Annotated in this window: 24 protein-coding genes; 5 read left to right on the top strand and 19 right to left on the bottom strand. The window is 59.2% G+C overall.

Annotated elements, in window-relative coordinates:
* Positions 1–34: 34 nt before the first annotated feature.
* The 11 genes from V0U79_RS00975 to tpiA all read right to left on the bottom strand — a co-directional run bounded on the left by V0U79_RS00975 (position 35) and on the right by tpiA (position 9,110).
* Positions 35–433, bottom strand: coding sequence for a hypothetical protein (locus V0U79_RS00975; protein WP_330197587.1), 399 nt, complete (start codon positions 431–433; stop codon positions 35–37).
* Positions 430–1,269, bottom strand: coding sequence for a CPBP family glutamic-type intramembrane protease (locus tag V0U79_RS00970; RefSeq protein WP_330197586.1), 840 nt, complete (start codon positions 1,267–1,269; stop codon positions 430–432). Before V0U79_RS00970 ends, V0U79_RS00975 begins: the two co-directional genes overlap by 4 nt.
* Before the next feature lie 3 nt (positions 1,270–1,272).
* The gene (gene pdhA / locus V0U79_RS00965; protein ID WP_330197585.1) at positions 1,273–2,307 is read right to left on the bottom strand and encodes a pyruvate dehydrogenase (acetyl-transferring) E1 component subunit alpha; all 1,035 of its coding nucleotides are present in this window, start codon (positions 2,305–2,307) and stop codon (positions 1,273–1,275) included.
* Positions 2,308–2,410: 103 nt separating this feature from the next.
* Positions 2,411–2,716, bottom strand: a complete 306-nt coding sequence (locus V0U79_RS00960) for an FtsB family cell division protein (protein WP_330197584.1) — start codon at positions 2,714–2,716, stop codon at positions 2,411–2,413.
* Positions 2,717–2,859: 143 nt separating this feature from the next.
* Positions 2,860–4,134 carry a phosphopyruvate hydratase gene (gene eno / locus V0U79_RS00955; RefSeq protein WP_330197583.1) on the bottom strand — a complete coding sequence of 425 codons (1,275 nt, stop codon included), beginning with the start codon at positions 4,132–4,134 and terminating at the stop codon, positions 2,860–2,862.
* Positions 4,135–4,239: 105 nt separating this feature from the next.
* On the bottom strand, positions 4,240–4,422 hold the full coding sequence (rpmF, locus tag V0U79_RS00950; protein WP_109260304.1) for a 50S ribosomal protein L32: 183 nt from the start codon (positions 4,420–4,422) through the stop codon (positions 4,240–4,242).
* Positions 4,423–4,532: 110 nt separating this feature from the next.
* Positions 4,533–5,183 carry a head GIN domain-containing protein gene (locus tag V0U79_RS00945; RefSeq protein ID WP_330197582.1) on the bottom strand — a complete coding sequence of 217 codons (651 nt, stop codon included), beginning with the start codon at positions 5,181–5,183 and terminating at the stop codon, positions 4,533–4,535.
* A 71-nt stretch (positions 5,184–5,254) separates the two neighbouring features.
* Positions 5,255–6,883, bottom strand: coding sequence for a CTP synthase (gene pyrG / locus V0U79_RS00940; protein WP_330197581.1), 1,629 nt, complete (start codon positions 6,881–6,883; stop codon positions 5,255–5,257).
* A gap of 76 nt (positions 6,884–6,959) precedes the next feature.
* Positions 6,960–7,292: a preprotein translocase subunit SecG gene (gene secG, locus V0U79_RS00935; RefSeq protein WP_330197580.1), complete on the bottom strand. Its 333-nt coding sequence runs from the start codon at positions 7,290–7,292 to the stop codon at positions 6,960–6,962.
* A gap of 33 nt (positions 7,293–7,325) precedes the next feature.
* Complete coding sequence (locus V0U79_RS00930; protein WP_330197579.1) at positions 7,326–8,309, bottom strand: response regulator; 984 nt, start codon at positions 8,307–8,309, stop codon at positions 7,326–7,328.
* Positions 8,310–8,393: 84 nt separating this feature from the next.
* Positions 8,394–9,110, bottom strand: coding sequence for a triose-phosphate isomerase (gene tpiA, locus V0U79_RS00925; protein WP_330197578.1), 717 nt, complete (start codon positions 9,108–9,110; stop codon positions 8,394–8,396).
* 113 nt (positions 9,111–9,223) lie between these two features.
* On the opposite strand from tpiA, the gene V0U79_RS00920 reads away from it, so the two are divergent.
* Positions 9,224–11,137 carry a SurA N-terminal domain-containing protein gene (locus V0U79_RS00920; protein WP_330197577.1) on the top strand — a complete coding sequence of 638 codons (1,914 nt, stop codon included), beginning with the start codon at positions 9,224–9,226 and terminating at the stop codon, positions 11,135–11,137.
* A gap of 27 nt (positions 11,138–11,164) precedes the next feature.
* Here V0U79_RS00920 and V0U79_RS00915 read toward each other — a convergent pair whose 3' ends face one another.
* Positions 11,165–12,112 carry a divergent polysaccharide deacetylase family protein gene (locus tag V0U79_RS00915; protein WP_330197576.1) on the bottom strand — a complete coding sequence of 316 codons (948 nt, stop codon included), beginning with the start codon at positions 12,110–12,112 and terminating at the stop codon, positions 11,165–11,167.
* Positions 12,113–12,223: 111 nt separating this feature from the next.
* On the opposite strand from V0U79_RS00915, the gene V0U79_RS00910 reads away from it, so the two are divergent.
* A complete protein-coding gene (locus tag V0U79_RS00910; RefSeq protein ID WP_330197575.1) occupies positions 12,224–12,832 on the top strand; it encodes an anthranilate synthase component II in 609 nt (202 codons plus the stop codon).
* A gap of 65 nt (positions 12,833–12,897) precedes the next feature.
* A complete protein-coding gene (gene lexA / locus V0U79_RS00905) occupies positions 12,898–13,566 on the top strand; it encodes a transcriptional repressor LexA (RefSeq protein ID WP_330197574.1) in 669 nt (222 codons plus the stop codon).
* Here the strand turns inward: lexA and V0U79_RS00900 are convergent.
* Positions 13,547–15,664, bottom strand: a complete 2,118-nt coding sequence (locus V0U79_RS00900) for a ComEC/Rec2 family competence protein (protein ID WP_330197573.1) — start codon at positions 15,662–15,664, stop codon at positions 13,547–13,549. The two genes, lexA and V0U79_RS00900, sit on opposite strands and share 20 nt — an antisense overlap.
* A 59-nt stretch (positions 15,665–15,723) precedes the next feature.
* On the opposite strand from V0U79_RS00900, the gene gltX reads away from it, so the two are divergent.
* Both gltX and gltA read left to right on the top strand, forming a co-directional pair.
* Entirely contained in the window at positions 15,724–17,157 is a 1,434-nt protein-coding gene (gene gltX / locus V0U79_RS00895; protein WP_373696415.1) for a glutamate--tRNA ligase, read from the top strand.
* A gap of 28 nt (positions 17,158–17,185) precedes the next feature.
* Positions 17,186–18,490 (top strand): citrate synthase, encoded by a 1,305-nt coding sequence (gene gltA, locus V0U79_RS00890; RefSeq protein ID WP_330197572.1) that lies wholly within the window; start codon positions 17,186–17,188, stop codon positions 18,488–18,490.
* On the opposite strand, the gene V0U79_RS00885 is transcribed toward gltA, so the two are convergent.
* Genes V0U79_RS00885 through V0U79_RS00860 form a run of 6 tightly spaced genes read right to left on the bottom strand, consistent with a single transcriptional unit; the run spans position 18,487 to position 23,382 of the window.
* The gene (locus tag V0U79_RS00885; RefSeq protein WP_330197571.1) at positions 18,487–19,662 is read right to left on the bottom strand and encodes a lipid-A-disaccharide synthase; all 1,176 of its coding nucleotides are present in this window, start codon (positions 19,660–19,662) and stop codon (positions 18,487–18,489) included. The genes gltA and V0U79_RS00885 overlap by 4 nt on opposite strands.
* Positions 19,655–20,518, bottom strand: coding sequence for an LpxI family protein (locus V0U79_RS00880; protein WP_330197570.1), 864 nt, complete (start codon positions 20,516–20,518; stop codon positions 19,655–19,657). Before V0U79_RS00880 ends, V0U79_RS00885 begins: the two co-directional genes overlap by 8 nt.
* Entirely contained in the window at positions 20,511–21,302 is a 792-nt protein-coding gene (lpxA, locus tag V0U79_RS00875; RefSeq protein ID WP_330197569.1) for an acyl-ACP--UDP-N-acetylglucosamine O-acyltransferase, read from the bottom strand. The genes V0U79_RS00880 and lpxA overlap by 8 nt, the downstream gene beginning before the upstream one ends.
* Positions 21,299–21,763, bottom strand: coding sequence for a 3-hydroxyacyl-ACP dehydratase FabZ (gene fabZ, locus V0U79_RS00870; protein WP_373696414.1), 465 nt, complete (start codon positions 21,761–21,763; stop codon positions 21,299–21,301). Before fabZ ends, lpxA begins: the two co-directional genes overlap by 4 nt.
* Positions 21,760–22,770, bottom strand: coding sequence for a UDP-3-O-(3-hydroxymyristoyl)glucosamine N-acyltransferase (locus tag V0U79_RS00865; RefSeq protein ID WP_330197567.1), 1,011 nt, complete (start codon positions 22,768–22,770; stop codon positions 21,760–21,762). The genes fabZ and V0U79_RS00865 overlap by 4 nt, the downstream gene beginning before the upstream one ends.
* An 18-nt stretch (positions 22,771–22,788) precedes the next feature.
* Positions 22,789–23,382 carry an OmpH/Skp family outer membrane protein gene (locus V0U79_RS00860; RefSeq protein ID WP_330197566.1) on the bottom strand — a complete coding sequence of 198 codons (594 nt, stop codon included), beginning with the start codon at positions 23,380–23,382 and terminating at the stop codon, positions 22,789–22,791.
* Position 23,383: the final 1 nt, after the last annotated feature.

Genomic DNA, 23,383 nt, shown 5'->3' with positions numbered 1-23,383 from the left:
TCGCCTCCTTCATGTTTATCCGGCGAGCTGACCATCAGGCGTCTTCCTTCTGAAAGGTCGCTACGTGGTCGCGCATGCGGGTGGCAAATTCGATATAGGTGTTCATCGGGCGGATCAGGACTTCCAGCCGGATCATGCGGCCATCTTCGCCCAAGGTGATCTTGTCGATCCCTACCAGTCCCTTGCCGGCGACAGTACCGGTGAATTCGAGGATGATCCCGTTATCCTTCACCCATTCCTCGCGGTAGGCGAAGCCATCGACGGTATCGATGACCCCCTGCAGGATGTGAATGAGATAGGCCTTGTCGGTGGTCGGCTTCCAGACCACAGGGGAATGCAGCTCGCAGCCCTCAGCGATGATCTCGTCCATCAGCGAAGCATCGCGTTTTTCAACGGCGGCATGCCATTTCTTCAGGAATTCGCCGGGGGTCATGCGGTGCCTCCCTTGCGGAAGGACTGGATGCCCCAAAACCAGAATGGCGCGGCGACCAGAGCGGCCACAATCGCAAGGACGATTCCGAACTCACTGACCATGGTGATGTCGCCCTCATTGCGGGCCGCCATCGGATCGAGGATCCGCTGGATGAAGACGTTGTGGGCCGCATGGAATGTCGCCGCCGGCCAGAGCGAGCCGGATTTCAACCGGAGCCAGGCCATGGGCGCGGACAGCGAGACCACCAGCACCAGGAAAGAGATCATCTCCCAGATCGGGTTTCCGCCCGCATTGTATTCGCTGAACAGAAGCGCCGGGAAATGCCAGACGCCCCAGAAGAGGCCGGTCACCAGCGTGGCCAAAGCGAAGCCCCAGGCCTGTGTCAGGCGCGGCGTCAGAAAACCCCGCCAGCCGATTTCCTCGCCAAGCGCACGGGCGAATGAGTTCGCAACTCCGGCAGCAAAGACGATCAGCACGGTCGGCAACAGCGCTACCGCGCTGTCCCAGTTTGCCAGCGGACCGTCTGCGCGAAAAGCGGCCTGCATGTCGGGTGTCGCGAATTGGGCCCAGCCCATCATGCCGGCGAGACTGTAGGCGATGGTGCCATAGATGAAAGGCAGGCCAAGCGCGATCCAGTGATAGCGCCCTTCACCCCATTGCCAGCCGAGATCGCCGAGCCCCTTGCCTTCCCATTTCAGGGTGATGATGGCCGCCAGGCCCACCGTCCACATGATGAAGGTCACCGATTCCATGGCAAAGCCCGACCAGAGCACAAAGCTCTGTGCGATCAGGTTCAGGGCGATAAATACGCCGAGGAAACGGAGGATGGTGGACAAGGCCTAGCTCTCCACCAGGACGTCGGTCCAGAGCTCGGCCGGATCGGGCTCCGGAGAGGTCTTGGCGAATTCGGCACTTTCGTTGACGATCGCCTTCACTTCCTTGTCAATTGCCTTCAGCTCCTCCTCGGTGGCGTAACCAGCCTCGAGAATTTGCTTCTTGGCACCTTCGATCGGGTCGCGATGCGAGCGGATATCGTCGACCTCCTCTCGCGTGCGATATTTCGCCGGGTCAGACATGGAGTGGCCGCGATAGCGATAGGTCTTCATCTCGAGGATGAAGGGCCCCTTGCCTTCGGCGCAATGCTTGCGGGCTTTGGCCGCCGCTTCACGGACATTGATGACATCCATGCCATCGACTTCCGCACCCGGAATACCGAAGGACGCTCCGCGCTTGTGCAGATGGGTTTCGGACGAAGCCCGCACCACGCTGGTGCCCATGGCGTACTGGTTGTTCTCGATGATGTAGATCACCGGGAGGTTCCAGAGCTTGGCCATATTGAAGCTCTCATAGACCTGACCCTGATTGGCCGCGCCATCCCCGAAATAGGTGGCGCAGACCTTGCCGTTACTTTTGTAGAGGTCAGCAAAGGCGAGCCCGGTGCCGAGGGAAACCTGCGCGCCGACGATGCCGTGACCGCCGAAGAATTGCTTCTCGCGGCTGAACATGTGCATGGAGCCGCCCTTGCCCTTGGAATAACCGCCCTCGCGTCCTGTCAGCTCGGCCATCACGCCATTGGGGTCCATACCGCAGGCCAACATGTGGCCATGGTCACGGTAGCCCGTGATTACCTGATCACCTTCTTCCAGGGCTGCCTGAACGCCAACGACGACGGCCTCCTGGCCGATATACAGGTGACAGAAACCGGCAATCAGACCCATGCCGTAAAGTTGGCCGGACTTTTCCTCGAAACGCCGGATCAGCAGCATGTCGCGATAATAGGTCATCAGGTCCGCCTTGGTGACCTTGGCGTCCGGAGCCTTCTTTTTCGCGCTGGCTGTCTTGGTGGTTCGAGAGGATGTTTTCTTGGCGGCCATTATTTCGTATGCGAACGAATGTCCGCACTCCCTGTTCATTGGGGTGGCCATAACAGGAAGTTGCCGCCTACGGCAAGCCGGAATCTGAACTGAGTCTCGGGTTCTAACGGCCCTCGGGCGCCTCGATCTCGACGACGAAATCACGTGGATGGGCGATATTCAGCAGCGCCGTGGCGCGTTCTTCGACATAGTCCAGGTCGAGGCTGTCGGACCGGAGGCGTGCGGCGCGGATCTCTAGCCCTTCGCGCTCTGCCCGGGTCTCGGCCAGCTCGACTTCCATCTCGTTGATCTGGTTCTGGACGACCAGCCAGTTCAGGACGCCCTGCTCGCCATTCAAGGCATGATAGCCGAAATACGCGATCATCATCGCGAACAGCATGGACGGAAATAGTCGTTTTACGGATCGCATACTGCGCCCACCTCATCACCATGATCAGCGCGGTTTTCCCCGCGTCTTGATGGGCAGCAGTAAAACCGAACAGGGTGAATCAAGGGTTACGCGAATCACTTTCGCGTCGCTTTTTTCGATAATGCGGCAAGCCTGTCCGGCGATTACATCGCGATCGGATCTTCACCGGCATAAAGCGCCTGAGCACCGAGCTGGGCTTCGATCCTGAGCAGCTGATTGTACTTTGCCGTCCGGTCAGATCGGGCCAGCGAGCCGGTCTTGATCTGGCCACAACCGGTCGCCACGGCAAGATCGGCAATTGTGGCATCCTCGGTTTCGCCCGAACGGTGGCTCATCACGGCACCATAACCCGAGCGCAATGCCATCTCGACGCATTCCAGCGTCTCCGTCAGCGTGCCGATCTGATTGACCTTTACCAGGACTGCCGAAGCCGCCCCCTTCTCAATCCCCATGGCCAGGCGGCGCGGACTGGTGACGAACAGATCATCGCCGACCAGCTGGCACTTGCCGGAGACAGCTTCGGTCAGAGCGACCCAGCCATCCCAGTCATCTTCGGCCATACCGTCCTCGATCGAGATGATAGGATAATCACCGACCAGTTTGGCGAGGTATTTGGCAAAGCCCTCGGCATCATGCGCCTCGCCGGCGCCCTCGAGCACATACTTGCCTTTCTTGTAGAATTCCGTCGACGCGACATCGAGGGCCAGAGCGATGTCCTCACCCGGCTTGAAACCGGCAGCCTCGATCGCTGACATCACGAAATCCAGCGCGTCCTCGGCGCTCTTCAGATTCGGGGCAAAACCGCCCTCGTCGCCGACATTGGTGTTGTGCCCCTCGGCCTTCAGGCGGCTCTTGAGCGCATGGAACACCTCGACACCCTGGCGCAGCGCTTCGGAAAAGCTGGGCGCGCCGACCGGCATGATCATGAATTCCTGGAAGTCGATCGGATTGTCCGCATGCGCTCCGCCATTGACGATATTCATCATTGGCGTCGGCAGAACACGGGCATTGGTGCCACCGATATAGCGATAGAGCGGCAGGCTGAGCGAGTTTGCGGCAGCCTTGGCCGTGGCCAGAGACACACCCAGGAGTGCATTCGCGCCAAGCCGGCCCTTGTTGTCGGTACCGTCGAGCGCAATCAGCGCCTCGTCAATGTCGCGCTGACGCTCGGCGTCCATGCCGCCAATGGCATCAAAAATCTCGGTTTCTACGGCTTCAACGGCTTTCTTCACGCCCTTGCCGCCATAGCGCTTGCCGCCATCACGCATCTCGACCGCTTCATGAGCACCGGTCGACGCGCCCGACGGCACCGCGGCCCGGCCGAGACTGCCATCTTCGAGCACGACATCCACTTCAACGGTGGGGTTGCCCCGGCTGTCGAGAATTTCGCGGCCGATAATGTCGACGATGGCGGTCATGAGGGCGCTCCTTGAAAGCGTGAAAGGGCTTTGGGCGCTTCATAAAAGCAAAACGCGCGGGTGCAAGCCCCGCGCGTTCACTTAATCCAGAAAGAACCGGAGGAACTAGTCTTCCTTCGGCTCCAGAACCTGCTTGCCGCGATACATGCCGGTCTTCAGGTCGATGTGGTGCGGACGGCGCAGTTCGCCGGAATCCTTGTCTTCCACGTAGGAAGGGTTCGCCAGCTTGTGGTGGCTGCGGCGCATCCCGCGCTTGGACGGGGTGGTTTTTCTCTTGGGGACCGCCATAGGTCTCTCCACATCTGAAAATGAACACGTGTGCAGGCCCTCGCCTGCGAAGACCGGCGCGTATACCTGCACTTGGTCAATAAGGCAACCACCTGAAATGCGTTCACCTGCTAGTGGCTGGAACCCATATGAACATCGCCACCCGTGCTGGTATTGATGCTGATATTCGCGGGTCTTGATAGAGAGCGGACATCCGCGCCCGTCGATACATTGGCATCCAGCGATTCGGTGGCATTCACCGTGACGCTGGCACCTGTCGACGCATTCACATCGACGTTCGCACAGGACAAATCGCGTCCATCAAGCTCGGCACCTGTCGAGGCATTGAGATCAACGTAGGAACAATTTCCGCCAGCATCGACGTCTGCACCCGTGGACGCGCTCAGATTGAGCTCTTCGCTGTCTATTCCATCAAGGCGCGCATCAACCCCGCGTGAAAAATGGAAGCTGCCCACGCCGGGGCCAGTGACGTGAATGGTCACATCCAGCCTGCGGTCACCGCCGAACCAGCGGAAAAACCGGCGGTTTTGCCGTATCTCGAGCTCGCCACCGTTCAATTCATATTCGATATCGTCAATATCATCGGCATCACCTTCGAAACGAAGACCGGGCCTGTCACCGGGCGTGAACACGATCTCAAACCGTCCGCCCGCATCGAGCCGTTCGAAATTTCCGATATTGATATTGCGATCATCCGACTGGGCGGCAGCAGTGCCGGCCAGAACCAGGGTTGCGATCCCGCCAAAAAGCCAATTTTTCATGCATCTCTCCTGTCGCGCAGAGGCCCTCCACTAACGGGATGCCTCTAGGCAGTCATTTGGATGCAAGAATATCAGACGAGGCGGCTCTGTTCGACAGCGGCCTGGATGAAACTGGCGAAGAGCGGATGCGGCTCGAAGGGCCGTGATTTCAGTTCCGGGTGGAATTGCACGCCGATAAACCACGGGTGATCCTCCAGCTCGACGATTTCGGGCAGCACGCCATCCGGCGACAAGCCGGAAAATTTCAGACCGGCCGCCTCAAGTTGATCGCGATAGCCGATATTGACCTCATAGCGATGCCGGTGGCGTTCCTCGATTGAATCCGTGCCGTAGATCTCGCGCACACGTGAGCCGGCCTTCAATGCCGCCTTGTAGGCGCCAAGACGCATTGTGCCACCCATATCGTCATCTTCACCGCGGCGTTCGACGGCATTGCCACGTGTCCACTCGGTCAGCAGGCCTATCAACGGCTCTTCGCTGGGTCCGAACTCGGTCGAGTTGGCCTTTGGCAGGCCTGCGAGATGGCGGGCCGCCTCGATCACGGCCATCTGCATGCCAAAGCAGATCCCGAAATACGGGATTTTCCGTTCACGGGCGAAACGGACAGCTGCGATCTTGCCTTCTGCACCCCGCTCACCAAAGCCACCCGGCACGAGGATACCATGCACATTCTCGAGCGGGCCAAAGGTGTCCGGGCTTTCGAACTGGGAAGACTCCAGCCATTTCAGGCGAACCTTCACATTGTTGGCGATGCCGCCATGGGCCAGCGCTTCGTTCAGCGACTTATAGGCATCCAGAAGACCGGTATACTTGCCAACAACGCCGATCGTCACTTCGCCGTCCGGCTCGTGTATGGTGCGGGAAATCGCTTCCCAACGGGTCAGGTCCGGCTCCGGCGCGTCCGTCAGGCCGAACCGCTTGAGAACTTCGGTATCCAGCCCCTTGGCGTGATAATCCAGTGGCACATCATACAGCGACGCTGCATCCATACCTTCTATGACAGCGCTTTCCGGCACGTTACAGAACAGCGCGATCTTGCGGCGCTCGCCCGGATCGATGGGCTGTTCACAGCGGCACAGCAGAATGTCCGGCTGGATACCGATCGAGCGTAATTCCTTTACCGAGTGCTGGGTCGGCTTGGTTTTCATTTCGCCGGCCACCTTGATGTAGGGCAGCAGCGTCACGTGCAGGAAGATGGCGTTATCCCGGCCGAGTTCCTGGCCCAGCTGGCGCAACGATTCGAAAAAGGGCAGGCCCTCAATGTCGCCGACCGTCCCGCCAACCTCGCAAAGCACGAAGTCGACATCGCCGGCATCCGACAGGACGAATTCCTTGATGGCATCGGTGACATGCGGAATGACCTGCACCGTGGCCCCGAGATAATCCCCGCGCCGCTCGCGTTCGATAATGGTCGAATAGATGCGGCCAGTGGTGATGTTGTCGCTCTGGGCGGCGGCTACACCGGTGAAGCGTTCATAATGCCCCAGATCAAGATCGGTTTCGGCACCATCATCGGTCACATAGACTTCGCCATGCTGGTACGGCGACATCGTTCCGGGGTCGACATTGAGATAAGGGTCGAGCTTGCGCAGGCGGACCTTGTACCCGCGCGCTTGCAAGAGCGCACCCAGCGCGGCTGAAGCGAGGCCTTTTCCCAATGAGGAGACCACGCCGCCAGTGATGAAAATATATCGCGGCATGGGAATTCCGAATAACCCAGATTCGCCGGCGGCGAAAGCGGGTCCGCCGTCCGATCACACCAATTTCTGTAAAAAACTACTCGTCGTCCGGCAGTGACGGCGTGTCTTCTTCCTCGCCATCCAAGGTCAGATCCATCACCGGCGCTTCATCTTCGATGTTGTCGAAGACGCTTTGCCCCTGCGCATCCACGCCGGCGACAATGGCCAGAAGGATCGAATTGGCAAAGAAAGCGGCACCAAGAATCGTCGTCGTACGGGTCAGGATGTTGGCCGCGCCCCGGCTGGACATCATGCCACCCGCACCACCACCACCAATGCCCAGCGCCCCCCCGTCGGACCGCTGCATCAACACAACGCCAACAAGGCCCGCCGACACGAGCAGGTGAACAATCAATAGCACTGTCATCATGGCAAAACGCCGCCTTTACCGGTTGATCCCGATCTACATGGAGGCGGCTTTTAGCTCAGGCAAGTCCTGAACGCTACTCCCCGGCCGTTCGGATGACATGCGTTTGCGCAGTGCCGAGACCGTCTTGGAGATTTCATCCTTGTCTTTCTCGATCGATCTGCCGTCCGCATAGGCGGCATAGACACCGATCGCCATTTCCTTGGCGAGCCGGAAATTCTTCGTCGTCCGTTCATCCGGATTGCGGAAATTCCGGACATGATCCAGCAACGCTTCGCCGACCTGAACGGCCTGAAACTGTCCAACCGATTCCAGTTGATCACGAAGTTCGCGGGCTGATTTCATCATGTCCGCCGGATCGAATGCCTTGGGCGGACCGGCCTTGGCATCAAATTGCAGCTCGGCGGAAACCACAATCCGCATCGCCAGGCGGCGAATGCGCTCGGCCTCGATGGTTTTCTTGGCATCGCTGATTGCCGAGTAGGCTTCGCGAAGCTGTTCCTCGTCGCCCACCGCCTTGGCGCTCAACGTGTTCGGGACGGCGACGCAATCCTTGTCCAGCGCGGCGCGATCACCCGAGCGCCGGTCAGGACCAACATAGTCACTGGTCACCACGAAGGATTTGCGATCGCGGACCATGGTGCGGATACGATCCTCGGCAAACTGGGTCGAGAACGGCCGCACAATGACATCATCCGCTCCGGATTCGATTGCCTGGCGGACATGGCCGCCTTTACGGGTCCAGGAGGTCAGCGCGATAACCGAATAAGGATTCGGAGTCGCTTCACCGCGTCGGATCATCCGGACCAGCCGGAATATATCGATCTTCGGATTGGAACATTCCGCGACAATCAGATCCCAGCTGTTTTCCTTGAGCTGGCGCTGAAAGTCTTCAATCGTGCTGCAGGCTTCAATCGACTTGAAACCGATCTCGTTCAACGCATACCGCGTCGTGCGAATGTTTACATGTACCGGGTCGAACAGCAGAACTGCCGCTCGCTGAAAATCCAATTCCGCCATAAACCGCACCCTGCCCGCGTGAAAACTCGATCATCACACTGGCAGAAAATGATTGATGCCCACTTACCCGGCTTGGTTAACATTTCACGATGCCGCCGAGATGATCGCTGCGAAATCGGAAGCCTTGAGACTGGCGCCGCCCACCAGAGCTCCATCCACGTCGTCGAGGTCCAGAATCTCGGCCGCATTGTCAGGCTTAACCGAGCCGCCATAGAGGATCTGCCTGGAAGCCCCACCCGCAACACGGCCACGGATAAATTCATGCATGGCCGCTATGTCCCGCACCGAGGCCGTCAGACCCGTTCCGATCGCCCAGACCGGCTCATAGGCAATGATAAAATCGCCATTGCCCGGATTGGATGCATCGAGCTGTTCGCCGACAACATCGGTATGACGGCCTGCACGACGATCCTCTTCCTGCTCTCCAACACAAATAATCGGCACCAGGCCGGCAGATTGGGCGGCTTCAGCCTTCTGCCGAACCGTTTCGCTGCGCTCTCCATGATCGCTGCGCCGTTCGGAGTGCCCGACGATTACGTGCGTTGCGCCCGCATCCTTCAACATGGCCGCAGAGATATCGCCTGTATGCGCACCGCTTTCCGCAACATGGCAATCCTGGCCAGCGATAAAAATGCCATTCGACGCCTGAGCAGCAGCCTGAACCAGGGTTGCTGGAGGCGCGACAAGCACATCGACGGCATAACCCGGCTCAACCAACGTCCGGATTTCTTCAAAGAAACCCAAGGATTGGCGCAACCCGTTCATTTTCCAGTTTCCGGCGATCAGCATCCGGCGTGCCATGGCGTTCTCCCCAACCCGTTCGATCTACTGGCACCGAGATGACGGCGCGCTTGCGGCAGGAGAATCCCGCCGTTAGTTTCCGGCACTCACTCAGATTTACCGGACCAAAGTCAATGCTTTCTGCCGTTCGCAATGCTGTCAAATCCCCGATCGCCATGGTGATCGTTGTTCTCCTGGTCGCGAGTTTCGCTCTTTGGGGGGTCAATGACATCTTCCAGGCGCCCGGCAACGCCATCACCGTCGTTGGTGGAGAGCGCGTGACGGTGGCCGAGCTGCAGCTCAATTTCGAACGGCGCATGCAGCGGGAACGTCAGGAAAACCCATCTTTGACCAATGAGCAGGCCCGCCAGCAGGGCATGGGCGATGAAGTGCTGGGCCAGCTGATCCTGAATGCCATGCTGCGGTCGCAGGCCCGGTCGCTGGGAATTACCGCTTCCGATGCCGCCGTGCGTGACGAGATCAGCAGTATCGAATTTCTGACCGACCCGTTGACCGGTGGTTTTGACCGGATGGCTTACAATAACTATCTGGCCCAGGTCGGGCAGCGGCAGCGCCAGTTTGAATCGGAAGTACGCAATGATCTGGTCCTCAGCCAGATGACGAGCAGCCTGTTTGAAGGCATTGCCCAACCAGATATCTACCGCAGCATTCTGCTTCGCTATATCGGTGAAACACGCGATCTCGAAGCGGTGGTGATCAGCCCGGCGGCGGCGGGAGAAATCGGTGACCCGACCAGCGAGGATCTGCAGGCCACGATCGACAATAATCCGCAATTCTTCACTACGCCGGAACGCCGTGCCTTCACGCTGGTGAGGCTGCGGCCGGAAGATTATCTGACCGAGGTCGAGATCGAAGAGACCGACATCGTCGAGCAATATGAATATGAGGTCTCGACAGGCTCGATCGGCACGCCGGCGATGCGAACCTATACCCAGCTCGTCTTCGATGACGAGGCTGCAGCGCGGGATGCTGCGCTTCGCCTGGGTAATGACGAGGATCCCACCATCATCGCCACCGAACTCGGTGCCAGTGAGCCGTCCCGACTTGAAGACCGCCAGGCATTCCAGGTGCCCGACAGTGCGGTTCGCGATGCGCTGTTCGAGGCCACGACCGGCGACGCTTTTGCGGTAGAGACGAGGTTCGGCAACTGGTTCGCGATCGTCGTTGAAGCAGCGGTAGAAGACGACATCCCGACACTGGAGGAACGCCGCCAGGAGATCCGTGACGCTCTGGCGCAAACGGCCGCTGAGGATTTGCTCTATGCCGACCTGGGTGAATACGAAGAAGCCCGCGGAAATGGTTTCTCGCTCGAAGAAGCAGCGTTTGCAGCCGGCCTTCCCTATGAAATTTTCCAGCCGGTTGACGAACAGGGCCGCTCGGAAGATGGCGATTTTGCATTCTGGTTCTTCACCGAGCCGGAAATCGGAGCAGATATCTTCTCCCGCCCTGCCCATATCGACGGCGAACTGCAATCATATGGCGAAGGCAGCTATTTCGCGGTCCGTGTTGATGAAATCATCGAGGCACGCGTGCGCTCACTGGAAGAAGCACGTGAAGACGCAGAATCGGTCTGGCGCCTGCAGGAGGTCGACACCCGGCTGGAAGATATTGCCGAGAACGTGATGGAACTCGCCGAGAGCGGCCAGTCGCTTCAGTCCATTGCCGATGCAAATCCGGATTTCCGTCTGGAGCAGGCCAGCCTACGCCGTACAGAAACGTCAGGCACGTTCGGCCAGCAAGTGGTCAGCCTGGTCTTCTCCATGGATGTCGGCGATTTCGAAGCGACGCGGTCGGCTTCTGCGCGTTCACACATGGTGATCCGTGTAGCCGACGCACATGATGGCGATGTCGAGGATCCGCAGCTACTGGCCCAGATCGAGACTTTCCTCACGGACGGTTATCGCGGTGATATCGACAGCAGCCTGGTTTCCGCCCTGTATCGCGAATTCGATTTCACCACGGCTGATATTGAAACAGACCTCCGCGACCAGGCGCTGGGTGTCGTCGATCAAAGCCAATTCCAGTAAATCCTGCAGACTTTGGCGCGCGGGCGCCTATCTCGAGCGCGCGGATAATGAGGGTGATGCATTTCCTGCCGCTCCCGCCAACCGGTCCGTTGCGGGATCGGATTCCAATAGCTGGCTGACGGTTATGAAGCGAATATCCTGATTTTGCGGAGCCGCGATCCAGCTGGACAAGGCTTCCAGCGTCCCGGGCCGCGGATGAGCGATCGCGATGACCTGGCCCTCGCTGCGCGCCCGGGTCGCCATCGCATCAAGAAATTCCATTTCCTCGCCGGGGACGTGATCGATGAAGATATCGCGTCTGAGCGCCGTCAGCCCGGCACGGGATGCCACACGGTAGGCTTGGCTACGACCCGATGTCAGGGAATCGAGGAAAACAAGATCGCTTCCCTCAAGGCTCGAAAAAGCCGCGGTCAACGCCGCTGCATCTGCCGTAAAAGCACTGCCCATATGGTTGTTGAAACCGGTTGCGCCCGGAACACGTCTGAAAGCCAAATCGACGCGCCGCCTCAACTCTTCCCGTGAAAGATGGCGGGTCAACGCGCCCGGGCCGGGATCATCCAGACCATAAGGCTCCATTGGCAGGTGCAGGAAAATATCATGCCCCCTCTCCCGCGCTTCCAGGGCAAGTGCAGGCGTCGCCTCGGCATAGGGCAGGAATGACAGGGTCAACGCCACCGGTAGGTCCATTGCCTGGCGGGTCAATCCGGGATCGATACCGGCGTCATCGATCACAAGAACGACCACCGGCCGGGTGTCGGAAACAGGCTGCGGCGCCCGGGTTTCGGCGATCACGTACGGAACCGGATCGGGCAAAGGACGAAAGTTGTCAGTGTGGACAGATAATTCTTCGGTGGCTGCCGGCTCAAATCCAGTGGCGCGGCCCAGTTCAAAAGCGCCCGCTCCCGCCACGAAAATGGCAGCGGTCAACAGACCGGCGATTAGTGGACTTACCGAATTGGACCAAGCGGATCTCATGATGCCGAGGCCACACCGCTTCGGTTAACACCTCGTTTACCCGGCGCATGAGCACAGCAGCATTGCACGCCGAACCACCGCTTCTAGATTAGCGTCGGCAAAGGACATTTCATGCTGCTGATCATCGATAATTACGACAGCTTCACTTTCAACCTCGTTCACTATTTCGAGGAATTGGGAGCCAACACGCATGTCGTTCGCAATGATGCACTGAGCGTCGACCAGGCGCTTGCATTGCAGCCAAAGGCGATTTGCCTGTCACCCGGCCCCGGGCGGCCGGAAGATGCCGGCATTTGCCTCGATCTCATCCGGTCAGCGCCGGATGATCAGCCCATTCTCGGCGTCTGTCTCGGCCATCAATGCATGGGCGAGGTCTTTGGCGGCCAGACCGTACCCGCGCGGGCCATCATCCATGGCAAGGCCAGTAAGGTCAGCCATGATGATAGCGGCATATTTACCGGTCTGCCCGGCTCGTTTGCGGTCGCGCGCTATCATTCCCTCGCGATCGGCTCGCTTCCGGCTGATGCTCCTCTCATCGTCAACGCCCAGACCGCCGATGGAGAAATCATGGGAATCCGCCACAGGAATCGCCCGCTCCATGGCGTCCAGTTCCATCCGGAGAGCATCGCTTCGCAACATGGCCATTCGATACTGGCCAATTTTCTGAACATTGCAGGCCTGCCCGTGACGGCCGCGCTGGATGATTTCGCCTTAACTTGACGTTTACCCGGAACACTCATAGAACATTTTCAGAAGTTTCTGATTTGTTCTCTTTGAGGTGAGCCATGCTGACGCGCAAACAACACCAGCTTTTGCTCTTCATCCACAAGCGTTTGAGTGAAGATGGCGTATCGCCATCCTTCGAGGAAATGAAGGATGCACTGGATCTTGCCTCCAAGTCGGGAGTCCACCGCCTGATTACCGCCCTCGAGGAACGCGGCTTCATACGCCGGCTCGCCCACAGGGCGCGCGCACTGGAAGTGCTCAAAATGCCCGAGGACGCCTCTCCTGCCGCTTCGGCCAGCAATGTGGTGGAAGCCAACTTCGCGAATAGCGCGGCAAATGATGCCATGGATGTCCCCCTTCTCGGCAAGATTGCCGCAGGTGTTCCCATTGAAGCGATCCAGCACGAGCGAGACCGGATCATCCTGCCGCCTGATCTGGCGGGCGGACGCGGTGACCATTACGCGCTTGAGGTTGAAGGTGATTCAATGATCGATGCCGGCATCCTCGATGGTGATATCGTCATTATCGAGCGCAGTGATACCGCCATGAATGGCGAGATTGTCGTCGCTCTCGTTGATGAGGAAGAGGCAACGCTCAAGCGCTTGCGCAAGAAAGGCGGATCGATCGCGCTGGAAGCCGCAAACCCGGCATACGAGACCCGGATATTCGGGCCTGATCGCGTACGGGTGCAGGGACGCCTGGTCGGACTTATCCGCCGCTATCACTAGCAGGGCGGGCCCAGATCCGGCCACGGCGGCCGTCCTCTACACTGGTTCGCCTGAGTGAACGGCCCGGCTGACTCCAGATAGCGATTGCTCCCTCGCGGCTGCGGTCCCGCTGATCAATCAATTCGGCACGGCAGCTTGCACGCTGGATAGGTGACGCTGGTGCGAGCAGAACGACGAGATCCTCTCGCTGACAGGCCTCGGTGAGCCCCTCTTCTGCGCGCACGACCCCGATATCCAGTTCCGCACCATCAAGGTGGCATCCGACCGGATCGCAGCGCCAACCTGATGACCGGGGCGTGACAGGATCACCGGCCTGTTCAAGGAACACACGAAGCGGAAAGCGGGATCGGCGCCGGTCAGATGTTGCCCAGACAGAACCGGAATCGGTGTCTTCCTGCGCCAGAACCACACCGTCCTCGCTGACGAAGATATCCGGGGGCCGGCTATAGGCCCAACCGGCATAGGCAAGCAGGATCAGGATCGGCCCTGCCCAACGGAACACGCCGCGAGCCGCCACCAAGATGACAAAGCCCAGAGAGTAGAGCCCCATCACGGAACCGGGTGCAGAAGCAGCCGGTGCCAGCGCCCCCGGCCAATTACTGACCCATTCGGCAATTCCGACCACCCACATCAAGCCCTGGCTCATCACGGCCAGGGCGGGCGCATCCAGCCCCAATGGTGCCAGCGCCAGGGCAATCGCTCCAGCCGGCATCACCAGCAATGAGAAAACCGGCATGACCAGTAAATTGGCGGCCAATCCGAAAACTGCGATCCGGTTGAAGTGGAAAACAGCGAATGCCGCGGTTGCGCCGCCGGCGACCAGAGACGACAGGGAGAGGCTGCTCCAGAATTGCAGGATGGAATCGAACCAGGTCTTCCGATCACGTGTCGACGCACGTTTGCGCCAGAAATCAAAGGCAGCAATCAACGCCGCCGCGGCCGAAAATGACATCTGGAAACCCGGTGTCAGGACGCTCTGTGGCTGAAGAATGAGGACGATCGCAGCCGCGATCGCCACCGATTGCATGGAGATAGCCCGGCGGCGCAACAAGGTCCCCATCAGGATGACAGCGACCATCACAAAGGCTCTCTGCGTGGAAACCGACATGCCGGACAAAACCAGGTAGAGAAGCGCTCCCGTCAGGGCAAAAATGGCGGCGGGAATCCGGGGGTCATACCGCCGTGCAAACGACGGAAAGCTGGCAGCTGCTGCCCTGACAGCAAAGAAAAGTCCGCCCGCAAAAAGGCTCATATGGAGGCCGGATATCGCGAGAATATGGCCCAGACCGGCCGCCCGCAGCGCTTCTGCCTGATGTTCGGGAATGCCGGATCTGTCCCCCGTCAGAAGCGCCGCAGCAATTCCTGCGGTCTGCGGATGGGCGCCATTGCGAATATGTTCGGCCATGGCCCAACGCCAACGTACGAGGGATCTGCGCAATCCATCTCCCTGCACGTCGGCAGCCTCGAGCGGTGCAATGGCATAACCTGTGCCTGCAAGACCGGAGAACCAGGCTGCGAAGGCCGGGTCATAACCTCCCGGCACGGCGGGGCGCCGCGGAGGCGTCAGCACAACGCGCGCCTCGATCCCGTCTCCCGGGGAAAATGCCCCCCGCCGGGCATTGAAGCGTACCCTCGAAATGTCTGCCGGATGCCCATCCAGGTGCGTGACATGCACGATCAGCCGTTCCCGGCCATTTCCGGCCTGTATCTCCTCGATCCAGCCTGTAACTTCCCGGGCACGATTATCATCTGTCAGAACCGAACGAGATTGCCGCAAGGTATGCTGCTGCGCATATGCAAACCCGAACATCAGAGCCGCCAGCAATGTCAGGCCGGATAACAGGATCGGCCTTTGGCGCACGCCAAAACTTGCCACAAATGCCAGCAAAGACAGCGCAAGAGCGAACCAGCCAGCGAAAACAGGCGGCTCTATCCCGGACGTGAAATAGACAATCGAACCCGCGCCAAATGCTACCGGGCCCCAGATGACGATCCGGATCGGGGTTTTGTGGGCCGTTTCATCCGAAATACGGCGCCAAAAGCTGCTGAGAAAGCCGTGCAGCCGGAATGCCGGGAATCTGTGTTCGAGCTTACGCAATCGGCTATTTCATCCCCCTGCCTGCCATGCTACCAACCGCACTCCTTTCGCAGCGCAACATGGTTTCGCTAGTGCAAAATAAGACACAACCCATAGTTACACGGTTTGCGCCGTCGCCGACAGGCTATTTGCATATCGGAGGCGCCCGCACGGCCCTGTTCAACTGGCTTCTCGCACGCGGATCGGGCGGAAAATTCCTTTTGCGGATTGAAGATACCGACCGCGAACGCTCAACCGATGACGCAACAGCCGCGATCATTGATGGCCTCAGCTGGCTGGGTCTGGACTGGGATGGAGATCCGATTTCCCAGTTCGGCAATGCGGCCCGTCATGCTGCCGTAGCCCATGAACTGCTCGCGAATGGCCGTGCTTTCCGTTGTTATATGAGCGAGGCCGAGACCGCTGCCGAGCGCGAGAAAGCCTTCTCCGAAGGGCGTGCGCTGCGCAGCCCGTGGCGTGACCGTGACCCGGGCGATGCGCCGGCGGATCAGCCTTTCACCGTCCGTTTCCGGGCCGGCGATGACGATGTCGTCATTGCCGATGCGGTTCAGGGGGATGTTCGCTGGAAAGGCAAGGAATTCGACGATCTGATCCTGCTGCGTTCGGACGGGACGCCGACCTATAATCTCGCTGTCGTGGTCGATGATCACGACATGGGCATCACCCATATTGTCCGCGGCGATGATCACCTCGTGAATGCCGCGCGGCAGGCCCAGATCTATGACGCGCTTGGCTGGAAGCGGCCGGTTTTTGCCCACATCCCGCTGATCCACGGCCCGGATGGAAAAAAACTGTCCAAGCGCCATGGCGCTCTCGGCGTGGAAGCCTATCGGGATATGGGTTATCTGCCGGAAGGCCTGCGTAATTATCTTCTGCGTCTTGGCTGGGCATCAGGCGACCAGGAATACTTCACCGACGAAGAGGCCATGGCGGCCTTCAGCCTCGCTGGCCTGAACAAGGCGCCGGGACGGCTGGACTTTGACAAGATGGCCAGCGTCAACGCCTATCATATGAAGCTGGCCGACGATCAGCGGCTGGCCGAGCTGGTCTTGCCCTGGTGTGAGAAGCAATCCGAAGGGCTGGATCCATCCGATACCGGTTTCCAGACCCGCTTGCTGGATGCCATGCCGGTGCTGAAGACCCGCGCTGCCACACTGGAAGAATTGGCCTCACAGGCCTATTTCCTGTTCAAGCCAACGCCTTTCATCCTGGAAGGAAAAGCAGCAAGGCCCTTGAATGGAGATGGCAAGGACTATCTCGCCAAATTCAGATCAGTTCTGTCATCGCTCGACAGCTGGACAGCGGAAAGTGTGCACGGTGCCCTTACCGCTTTCGTCGAGAAAGAAGGTATCGGTTTCGGCAAGATCGGAGCTCCACTCAGGGCGGCCGTAACGGGTGGAGAACCGGCTCCGGACCTGTCCCAGGTCCTGGAATGGCTGGGCCCCGAGGAAACGCTTGCCCGTATTGATGAACAGATCAAATCAGACCTATAAGACGCACGAAAGAAGAAGGACGATCATCATGGAAACAAAAGCTCAACCCAACGGAACGGCAACGCTCACGATTGATGGTCAAACCTATGAGTTGCCGGTCCTGAAAGGCACGATCGGACCGGATGTGATCGACATCCGCACACTCTACAACAAGGCCGGTGTTTTCACCTATGATCCAGGCTTCACTTCCACCGGATCATGCGAAAGCCACATCACCTATATCGATGGCAATGAGGGCACCCTGCTCTATCGCGGCTATCCGATCGATCAGTTGGCCGAACAGTCCAGTTTTATTGAGGTCTGCTATCTGCTGCTGCACGGCGAATTGCCGACGCCGGCGGAACTTGAAGACTTCGATATGACAATCCGCCGGCACACCATGCTGCACGATCAGTTCGACCAGTTCTTCCGCGGTTTCCGACGCGACGCCCACCCGATGGCGGTCATGGTCGGCACGGTCGGCGCTCTCTCGGCTTTCTACCATGACTCGACGGATATCAGTGACGCTCAGGCCCGCACCATTGCCAGCCATCGCATGATCGCAAAGATGCCGACGATTGCTGCCCGCGCTTACAAGTATTCCATCGGCCAACCCTTCATCAGCCCGCGCAACGAGCTGGATTTTGCCAGCAATTTCCTGCGGATGTGCTTTGCTGTACCCGCCGAGGACTATGAGCTGAACAAGACGCTCGCCAAGGCCATGGACAAGATTTTCATCCTCCATGCGGATCACGAGCAGAATGCGTCCACCTCGACGGTACGGCTCGCCGGTTCGTCGGGCGCCAATCCATTTGCCTGTATTGCTTCGGGAATTGCCAGCCTCTGGGGCCCGGCACATGGCGGCGCCAATGAAGCCGCTTTGAACATGCTCGAAGAGATTGGCTCGGTTGACAATATTCCTGAATACATTGCCAGGGCGAAGGACAAGAATGATCCTTTCCGCCTGATGGGCTTCGGGCACCGGGTCTACAAGAATTATGACCCACGCGCCAAAGTGATGCGCGAAACCTGCCACGAGGTACTCGACGTTCTGGGTGTTCGCGATGAACCGTTGCTGCAAGTGGCAATGGAGTTGGAAAAGATCGCTCTGGAAGATCCGTATTTCGTCGAAAAGAAGCTCTATCCGAATATCGACTTCTATTCCGGCATCACGCTTCGCGCGATGGGCTTCCCGACATCCATGTTCACCGTGCTGTTCGCGTTGGCCCGCACCGTCGGCTGGATCGCGCAATGGACGGAGATGCTGGAAGATCCGGTGCAGAAGATCGGCCGCCCGCGTCAGCTGTTCGCGGGAGCCACCGAGCGCAATTACATCCCGATCAACAAGCGCTAATCAGGCCGTTTACGGGCTGCCGTCAGGCCATGAACGGCTTCGGCAGCCCGCGCGCTGGATCTGCCATCCCCCTTCATCGCTTCTGCGGCAGCCTGCAGGGCCGGACCACGCGAGCGACCGGAACTGTTCTCGTCCAACAAGACCTGAACCGAAGCAGCGAGACGCTCGCCATTCGCCTCGTCCTGGGCGTGCTCGATGATCAATTCCTGATCTGCGGCAATGTTGACGAGGCTGAAATATTTCGCCTTGAACAATATGTTCTTGTAAATCCAGTAGCTTAACCACCCAAGCCTGTAGGTGGAGACGGTCGGAACGCCCGCCAGCGCCAGTTCGGTCGTCGCCGTCCCTGACACGGCCAGAGCAACGTTCATGGCTGAAGTCGCGTCGCGTTTTTCATCTTCTTCGACAACCAGCACATTGGTCATGCGCGGGTCTTCATTCAGCGCGGCACGAACGCCCTCCGCAATCGCCGGAGCCGCTGGCGTAACAAAAACCGCCCCGGGAAGCTGCGCCTGCAACGCGGCAATCGCATCACGGATAGCGGGACCGATCCGGCGCAGTTCACTGGGCCGGCTACCGAAAAGAACGCCGATAACAATAGTGCCCTTGTCGATCCCGTGCTTTCGCCGGAATGCGGTGCCATCGCCTGTGACGGGGCGCTCCAGCGCTGGATTTCCAACAAAGGTCGTGGCCAGGCCTGCAGCCTCAAACATGGGCTGATCAAAAGCGTGAATGGTCAGCAAATGATCAACGGATTGGGCCAGCACATTGGCGCGCCTGGGCCGGGCCGCCCAGATTTGCGGTCCGACATATTTGATCAGGAATGGCGCATTCTCCCGCTTCTGGAGCCGTTGGGCCACGCGGATCATGAAGCCCCAGGAATCGATCAGGACAACGCTATCGGCCTCGAAAGCCATTGCCGCTTCAACGGTCTCGTTCACTTTTTTCAGGATCTGGGGATAGGTCTTCAATCCGTCCAGCAGTCCCAGAATGGCCAGACCCGAGATATCCACTGCGCTCCTGACGCCGAGCTCGGCCATACGTGGCCCCCCGACGCCGGCAATGGAGACATCATTTCCGCAGGATTCACGAAGCGCAGCGATCAGATCGGCTCCGAGCGCATCACCGGATGGCTCAACGGCAACCAGAAAAACCTTTAGCGGCTCACTCATCGGCTCCCGCCGCATAGATAAAGAGACCTGCCGCATCAGCCGCCGCAATGGTCTCGTCCATTCGCGGGATCAGCGCGCTGCCTGCAATAACGGCGATGCCAGACAGGCCCGCTCGCGAAGCGCCATCAATGGTTCGCAGGCCGATAGTGGGCAGATCGATCCGGCGTTCCTGGCGGGGCTTTGGAGTCTTGGCCAGTACACCCAGCCGGCTTTGCGGATTGCCGCGAATGTCTGGCGGAAGGCTGAATATCCTCGCCAGCATTTCGTCGGTTCCTTCCTGGGCCTCAATCGCGAGAACCAGTCCGTTGGCGACAACCGCACCCTGGCCGATATCGTGCTCGCCAATCGCCCGTGCAATTTTCAGAGCCTTGCGTATATCTTCCCGTGCGATTTCATCCGGCTCGATGGAGCCCAGAACGCCCGCCTCCGGCACCAGGCTGGACATGGCCTCATCGGCCCCGATAGCCCGCAAGCCTTTGCTTTCAAAGGAATCAATTATCACCCGCATCAAGGCATCATCGCCATAGCGGGCGGCCTGCGTGATCCGGGGCAACAGCCCCATTGCGGTCGTATCGAGCCCCATGAGCGATTTGAAATTCGGCCGTGTAATACGCCCGATGAAACAAACCGCATCGCATCCCGCGGCGACAATCGCCTTCTGCATGCCGCCGACTTTCGGAATGGGCAGGCGAACACTTTCGAAGCGGGAATAGTCCTGGTCAGCAAATCCCTCGACTTCGACCACAAAGGGCGATCGGCCCGCTGCGAGTTCGCCGCGCGCCACGAGAGAAGGGATTTCGCCACCCCCGGCGATGATTGCCAGACGCTTCCAGTCGGATTTCGGCTGATCAGTCATGCGGCATGCAAATAGACCGGCCGGGCTCTGCGCGGATGAAATCCACAATCTCCATCACGGCCGGGTTTTCAGAATAAAGAGAGGCCACATCCTCCAACCGCTCGTTGAACGAGCCCTCTTCCGCAAACAGAAGCCGGTAAGCGGTACGGAGTTCCTTGATGGCCGTGCGGGAATGCCCGCGGCGCTTAAGGCCCACCAGGTTCAAGCCTTCAAGATGCGCATGATTACCGCCAGCGGCGCCATAGGGAATAACGTCCTTGGTCAGCAATGACATTGCATTCACGAAGGCCTGCCGACCAATGCGGCAGAACTGGACGACACCGGTATAGCCGCCCAGGATCACCTGATCCTCAACGACGGAATAACCGCCCAGAACCGCATGGTTTGACAGGACGACCTTGTCACCAACGATACAATCATGCGCGATATGAGTGCCGATCATGAAAAACCCGTCGTCGCCGACAATGGTTTCACCACGGCCCACCCCCGTTCCCGGATGCATGGTGGCGTATTCGCGGATGGTGTTGCGGGCACCGATAACCAGGCGGGTATCCTCACCCTTGAACTTGAAATCCTGAGGCGGATGACCGAGCGAGGCATGAGGGTAGATGACGGTCTCATCGCCAATCACCGTGTTGCCGGCAATGGTGACATGAGACATCAGGCGCACACCGTCACCCAGCTTCACATTGCCTTCAACAATGGAATACGGACCGATCTCGACATCAGCGCCCAGCTGTACATTGTCCGCGATGATCGCCGTGGAGTGGATCTTGCCGCTCATTCGCTGGTGACACCCTTGGCAGAGAAATCGAACTCGGTGACGCGCTGATCGCCGACAAAGGCCGCTCCGGAGAACTTGAACAAATCCCCGCGCATATGGGTGACTTTCACCGGCATGCGTAGCGTATCGCCGGGCCGCACAGGACGCCGGAAGCGCACCTTGTCGACCCCCATGAAATAGATGGCAGTCTTCGACACGTCTGCATCAAGTGTCTTTGACATCAGCAGCGCGCCGGCCTGAGCCACGGCTTCGACAATCAGAACACCCGGCATCACCGGATTTCCGGGAAAATGACCCGGGAAGAAGGGTTCGTTGACCGTCACATTCTTGATGCCGACGACGGATTCGGCCTCGACATAGTCTTCTGCACGGTCCAGCAACAGAAAAGGATAGCGATGCGGCAAGCGGTGCAGAATTTCGTCAATCCCGATGGACGCCACCCGTTCGGCTTCGCTCATCAATCCCTCCGTGCTTTCTTTCCCTGAGCGCCCTTGATACCCGCGAGGCGCCGCATCTGGGTCAGCTGTTTCAGGAAATTGCGGGCCGGCATGGCCGGGCTGCCGCCCCATTTCTCACCATCAGGAATATCATACATGGCTGCAGAATCTGCGAGCAGCACCACATTATTTCCTATGGTAATATTATCCGTGGTCGCACACCGGCCGGCAAACAGGCAATCGCGGCCGATCTTGGTGCTGCCGGATATCCCGGCAAAGGCCGCCATGACGGTGCCGGATCCAATCTGCACATTATGCGCGATCTGGCAGAAATTATCGATCTGGCAGTTGTCACCGATCTCCGTGTCGCCAAAGACGCCCCGGTCGATTGAGCAAGACGCCCCGATCGATGCGTCGCTGCCGATAATCGCACGGCCGAAATGCGGAACCTTGATCCGCTGTTCGGCACCCAGAACAATGGCAAAACCGGTCTTTCCGACAACCGTGCACGAACCGATTTCGGTTCGCGCGCCAATTGTGGCGAAGGATATGACCGCATTGGCACGGATCAACGCGCCCTCGCCAATCTCGACGCCCGGGCCGATCACCGCATTCGGTTCAATGACGGCGTTCGCACCGATACTGGCCCCGGCCGCAATGAAAGCGCCCGGGTGAATAATGGCAGACGGATCAATGCTGGCCTCGCCTGAAGCCAATGGCCGTTCGGCAAAGATATGCCCGGCCGTTCGGGCATAGGCCGCCCGTGGATTGTTCGTCACACCGACAATGCACCCGGCCTCGCGGAACTGTTCGGCGAAATCGGGCTTTGTCAGAACAATGGCACCGGCGACAGCCGATGACGGACGGCCATCGGCATAGCTGAGCGCGCCGGAACGCATTTCACCGACAGGCGCAACATCATTTGCAGAAACACCATCGGGTGCGAGCCCTTCAAAGCTCGCACCCGACAGGGATTCTATCTCGGGAACGGAAAGCGGGCGCGCGGATTCGTAAAATCGCGGATCAGCCACAGCCCGCTATCCTCCGGGCTATTGCTGCGGTTGGCCGCCGTCTTCCGGCAGACGCACGCGGTTGACCGGAACGGTGGGCAGACGGGCGTTGAGACCGTCAATCACGTCCTGGCTGGCATCCACGGAAGAGCCGGCATAGACCAGAGAGCTGCGGTCCATCACGATATCAGCGCTGCGCGCCGTAACGACTTCCTGCAGAACAGCCTGGAGCGCTTCAAGAACCGGGCGCATGGCAGCGCGCTCGGTGGCCACCAGCTCGTTTGCATAGCGCTGGCGGGTTGCTTCGAATTGCTGGGCTTGCTGGCTGACCGTCTGGATGCGTTGCATCAGGTCAGGGCGCTGCTGAACAGCTTCCTGGGTCAGGCCCTGGGTTTCTGCATTGAGACGTTCGGCTTCGGCGTCGATCGGCTCACGCAGAGCACGAAGTTCACCGTCCATTTCTTCGGAAATCGTCTGCAGACGGCCCGCAATGTGAACGCCCACATCGCTTTCGCGGAGGATGCGGTCTTCATTGATGACGATCATTGTCTGCGACATCGCCGGAGCAGAAATCGAGACAAACGCTACGGCCGCGAAGATCAGCGCGAGCGGATTAAGGGAGGAAGGTTTCATG

The organism is Hyphobacterium lacteum, from assembly GCF_036330345.1.
GTDB lineage: Bacteria > Pseudomonadota > Alphaproteobacteria > Caulobacterales > Maricaulaceae > Hyphobacterium > Hyphobacterium lacteum.
The sequence above is the reverse complement of the archived record's forward strand: the minus strand, read 5'-3'. Positions and strand labels throughout refer to the sequence as shown.

Bases quoted from the DNA above. Each gene is read 5' to 3' on its own strand.
- rpmF (WP_109260304.1), bottom strand. From the start codon at position 4,422: ATGGCGGTCCCCAAGAGAAAAACCACCCCGTCCAAGCGCGGGATGCGC.
- gltX (WP_373696415.1), top strand. From the start codon at position 15,724: ATGGTTTCGCTAGTGCAAAATAAGACACAACCCATAGTTACACGGTTT.
- eno (WP_330197583.1), bottom strand. From the start codon at position 4,134: ATGACCGCCATCGTCGACATTATCGGCCGCGAAATTCTCGACAGCCGG.
- secG (WP_330197580.1), bottom strand. From the start codon at position 7,292: ATGATGACAGTGCTATTGATTGTTCACCTGCTCGTGTCGGCGGGCCTT.
- pyrG (WP_330197581.1), bottom strand. From the start codon at position 6,883: ATGCCGCGATATATTTTCATCACTGGCGGCGTGGTCTCCTCATTGGGA.
- lexA (WP_330197574.1), top strand. From the start codon at position 12,898: ATGCTGACGCGCAAACAACACCAGCTTTTGCTCTTCATCCACAAGCGT.
- V0U79_RS00910 (WP_330197575.1), top strand. From the start codon at position 12,224: ATGCTGCTGATCATCGATAATTACGACAGCTTCACTTTCAACCTCGTT.
- V0U79_RS00960 (WP_330197584.1), bottom strand. From the start codon at position 2,716: ATGCGATCCGTAAAACGACTATTTCCGTCCATGCTGTTCGCGATGATG.
- V0U79_RS00975 (WP_330197587.1), bottom strand. From the start codon at position 433: ATGACCCCCGGCGAATTCCTGAAGAAATGGCATGCCGCCGTTGAAAAA.
- gltA (WP_330197572.1), top strand. From the start codon at position 17,186: ATGGAAACAAAAGCTCAACCCAACGGAACGGCAACGCTCACGATTGAT.
- V0U79_RS00920 (WP_330197577.1), top strand. From the start codon at position 9,224: ATGCTTTCTGCCGTTCGCAATGCTGTCAAATCCCCGATCGCCATGGTG.
- pdhA (WP_330197585.1), bottom strand. From the start codon at position 2,307: ATGGCCGCCAAGAAAACATCCTCTCGAACCACCAAGACAGCCAGCGCG.
- V0U79_RS00915 (WP_330197576.1), bottom strand. From the start codon at position 12,112: ATGAGATCCGCTTGGTCCAATTCGGTAAGTCCACTAATCGCCGGTCTG.
- V0U79_RS00880 (WP_330197570.1), bottom strand. From the start codon at position 20,518: ATGACTGATCAGCCGAAATCCGACTGGAAGCGTCTGGCAATCATCGCC.
- V0U79_RS00930 (WP_330197579.1), bottom strand. From the start codon at position 8,309: ATGGCGGAATTGGATTTTCAGCGAGCGGCAGTTCTGCTGTTCGACCCG.
- lpxA (WP_330197569.1), bottom strand. From the start codon at position 21,302: ATGAGCGGCAAGATCCACTCCACGGCGATCATCGCGGACAATGTACAG.
- tpiA (WP_330197578.1), bottom strand. From the start codon at position 9,110: ATGGCACGCCGGATGCTGATCGCCGGAAACTGGAAAATGAACGGGTTG.
- V0U79_RS00860 (WP_330197566.1), bottom strand. From the start codon at position 23,382: ATGAAACCTTCCTCCCTTAATCCGCTCGCGCTGATCTTCGCGGCCGTA.
- V0U79_RS00885 (WP_330197571.1), bottom strand. From the start codon at position 19,662: ATGAGTGAGCCGCTAAAGGTTTTTCTGGTTGCCGTTGAGCCATCCGGT.
- V0U79_RS00945 (WP_330197582.1), bottom strand. From the start codon at position 5,183: ATGAAAAATTGGCTTTTTGGCGGGATCGCAACCCTGGTTCTGGCCGGC.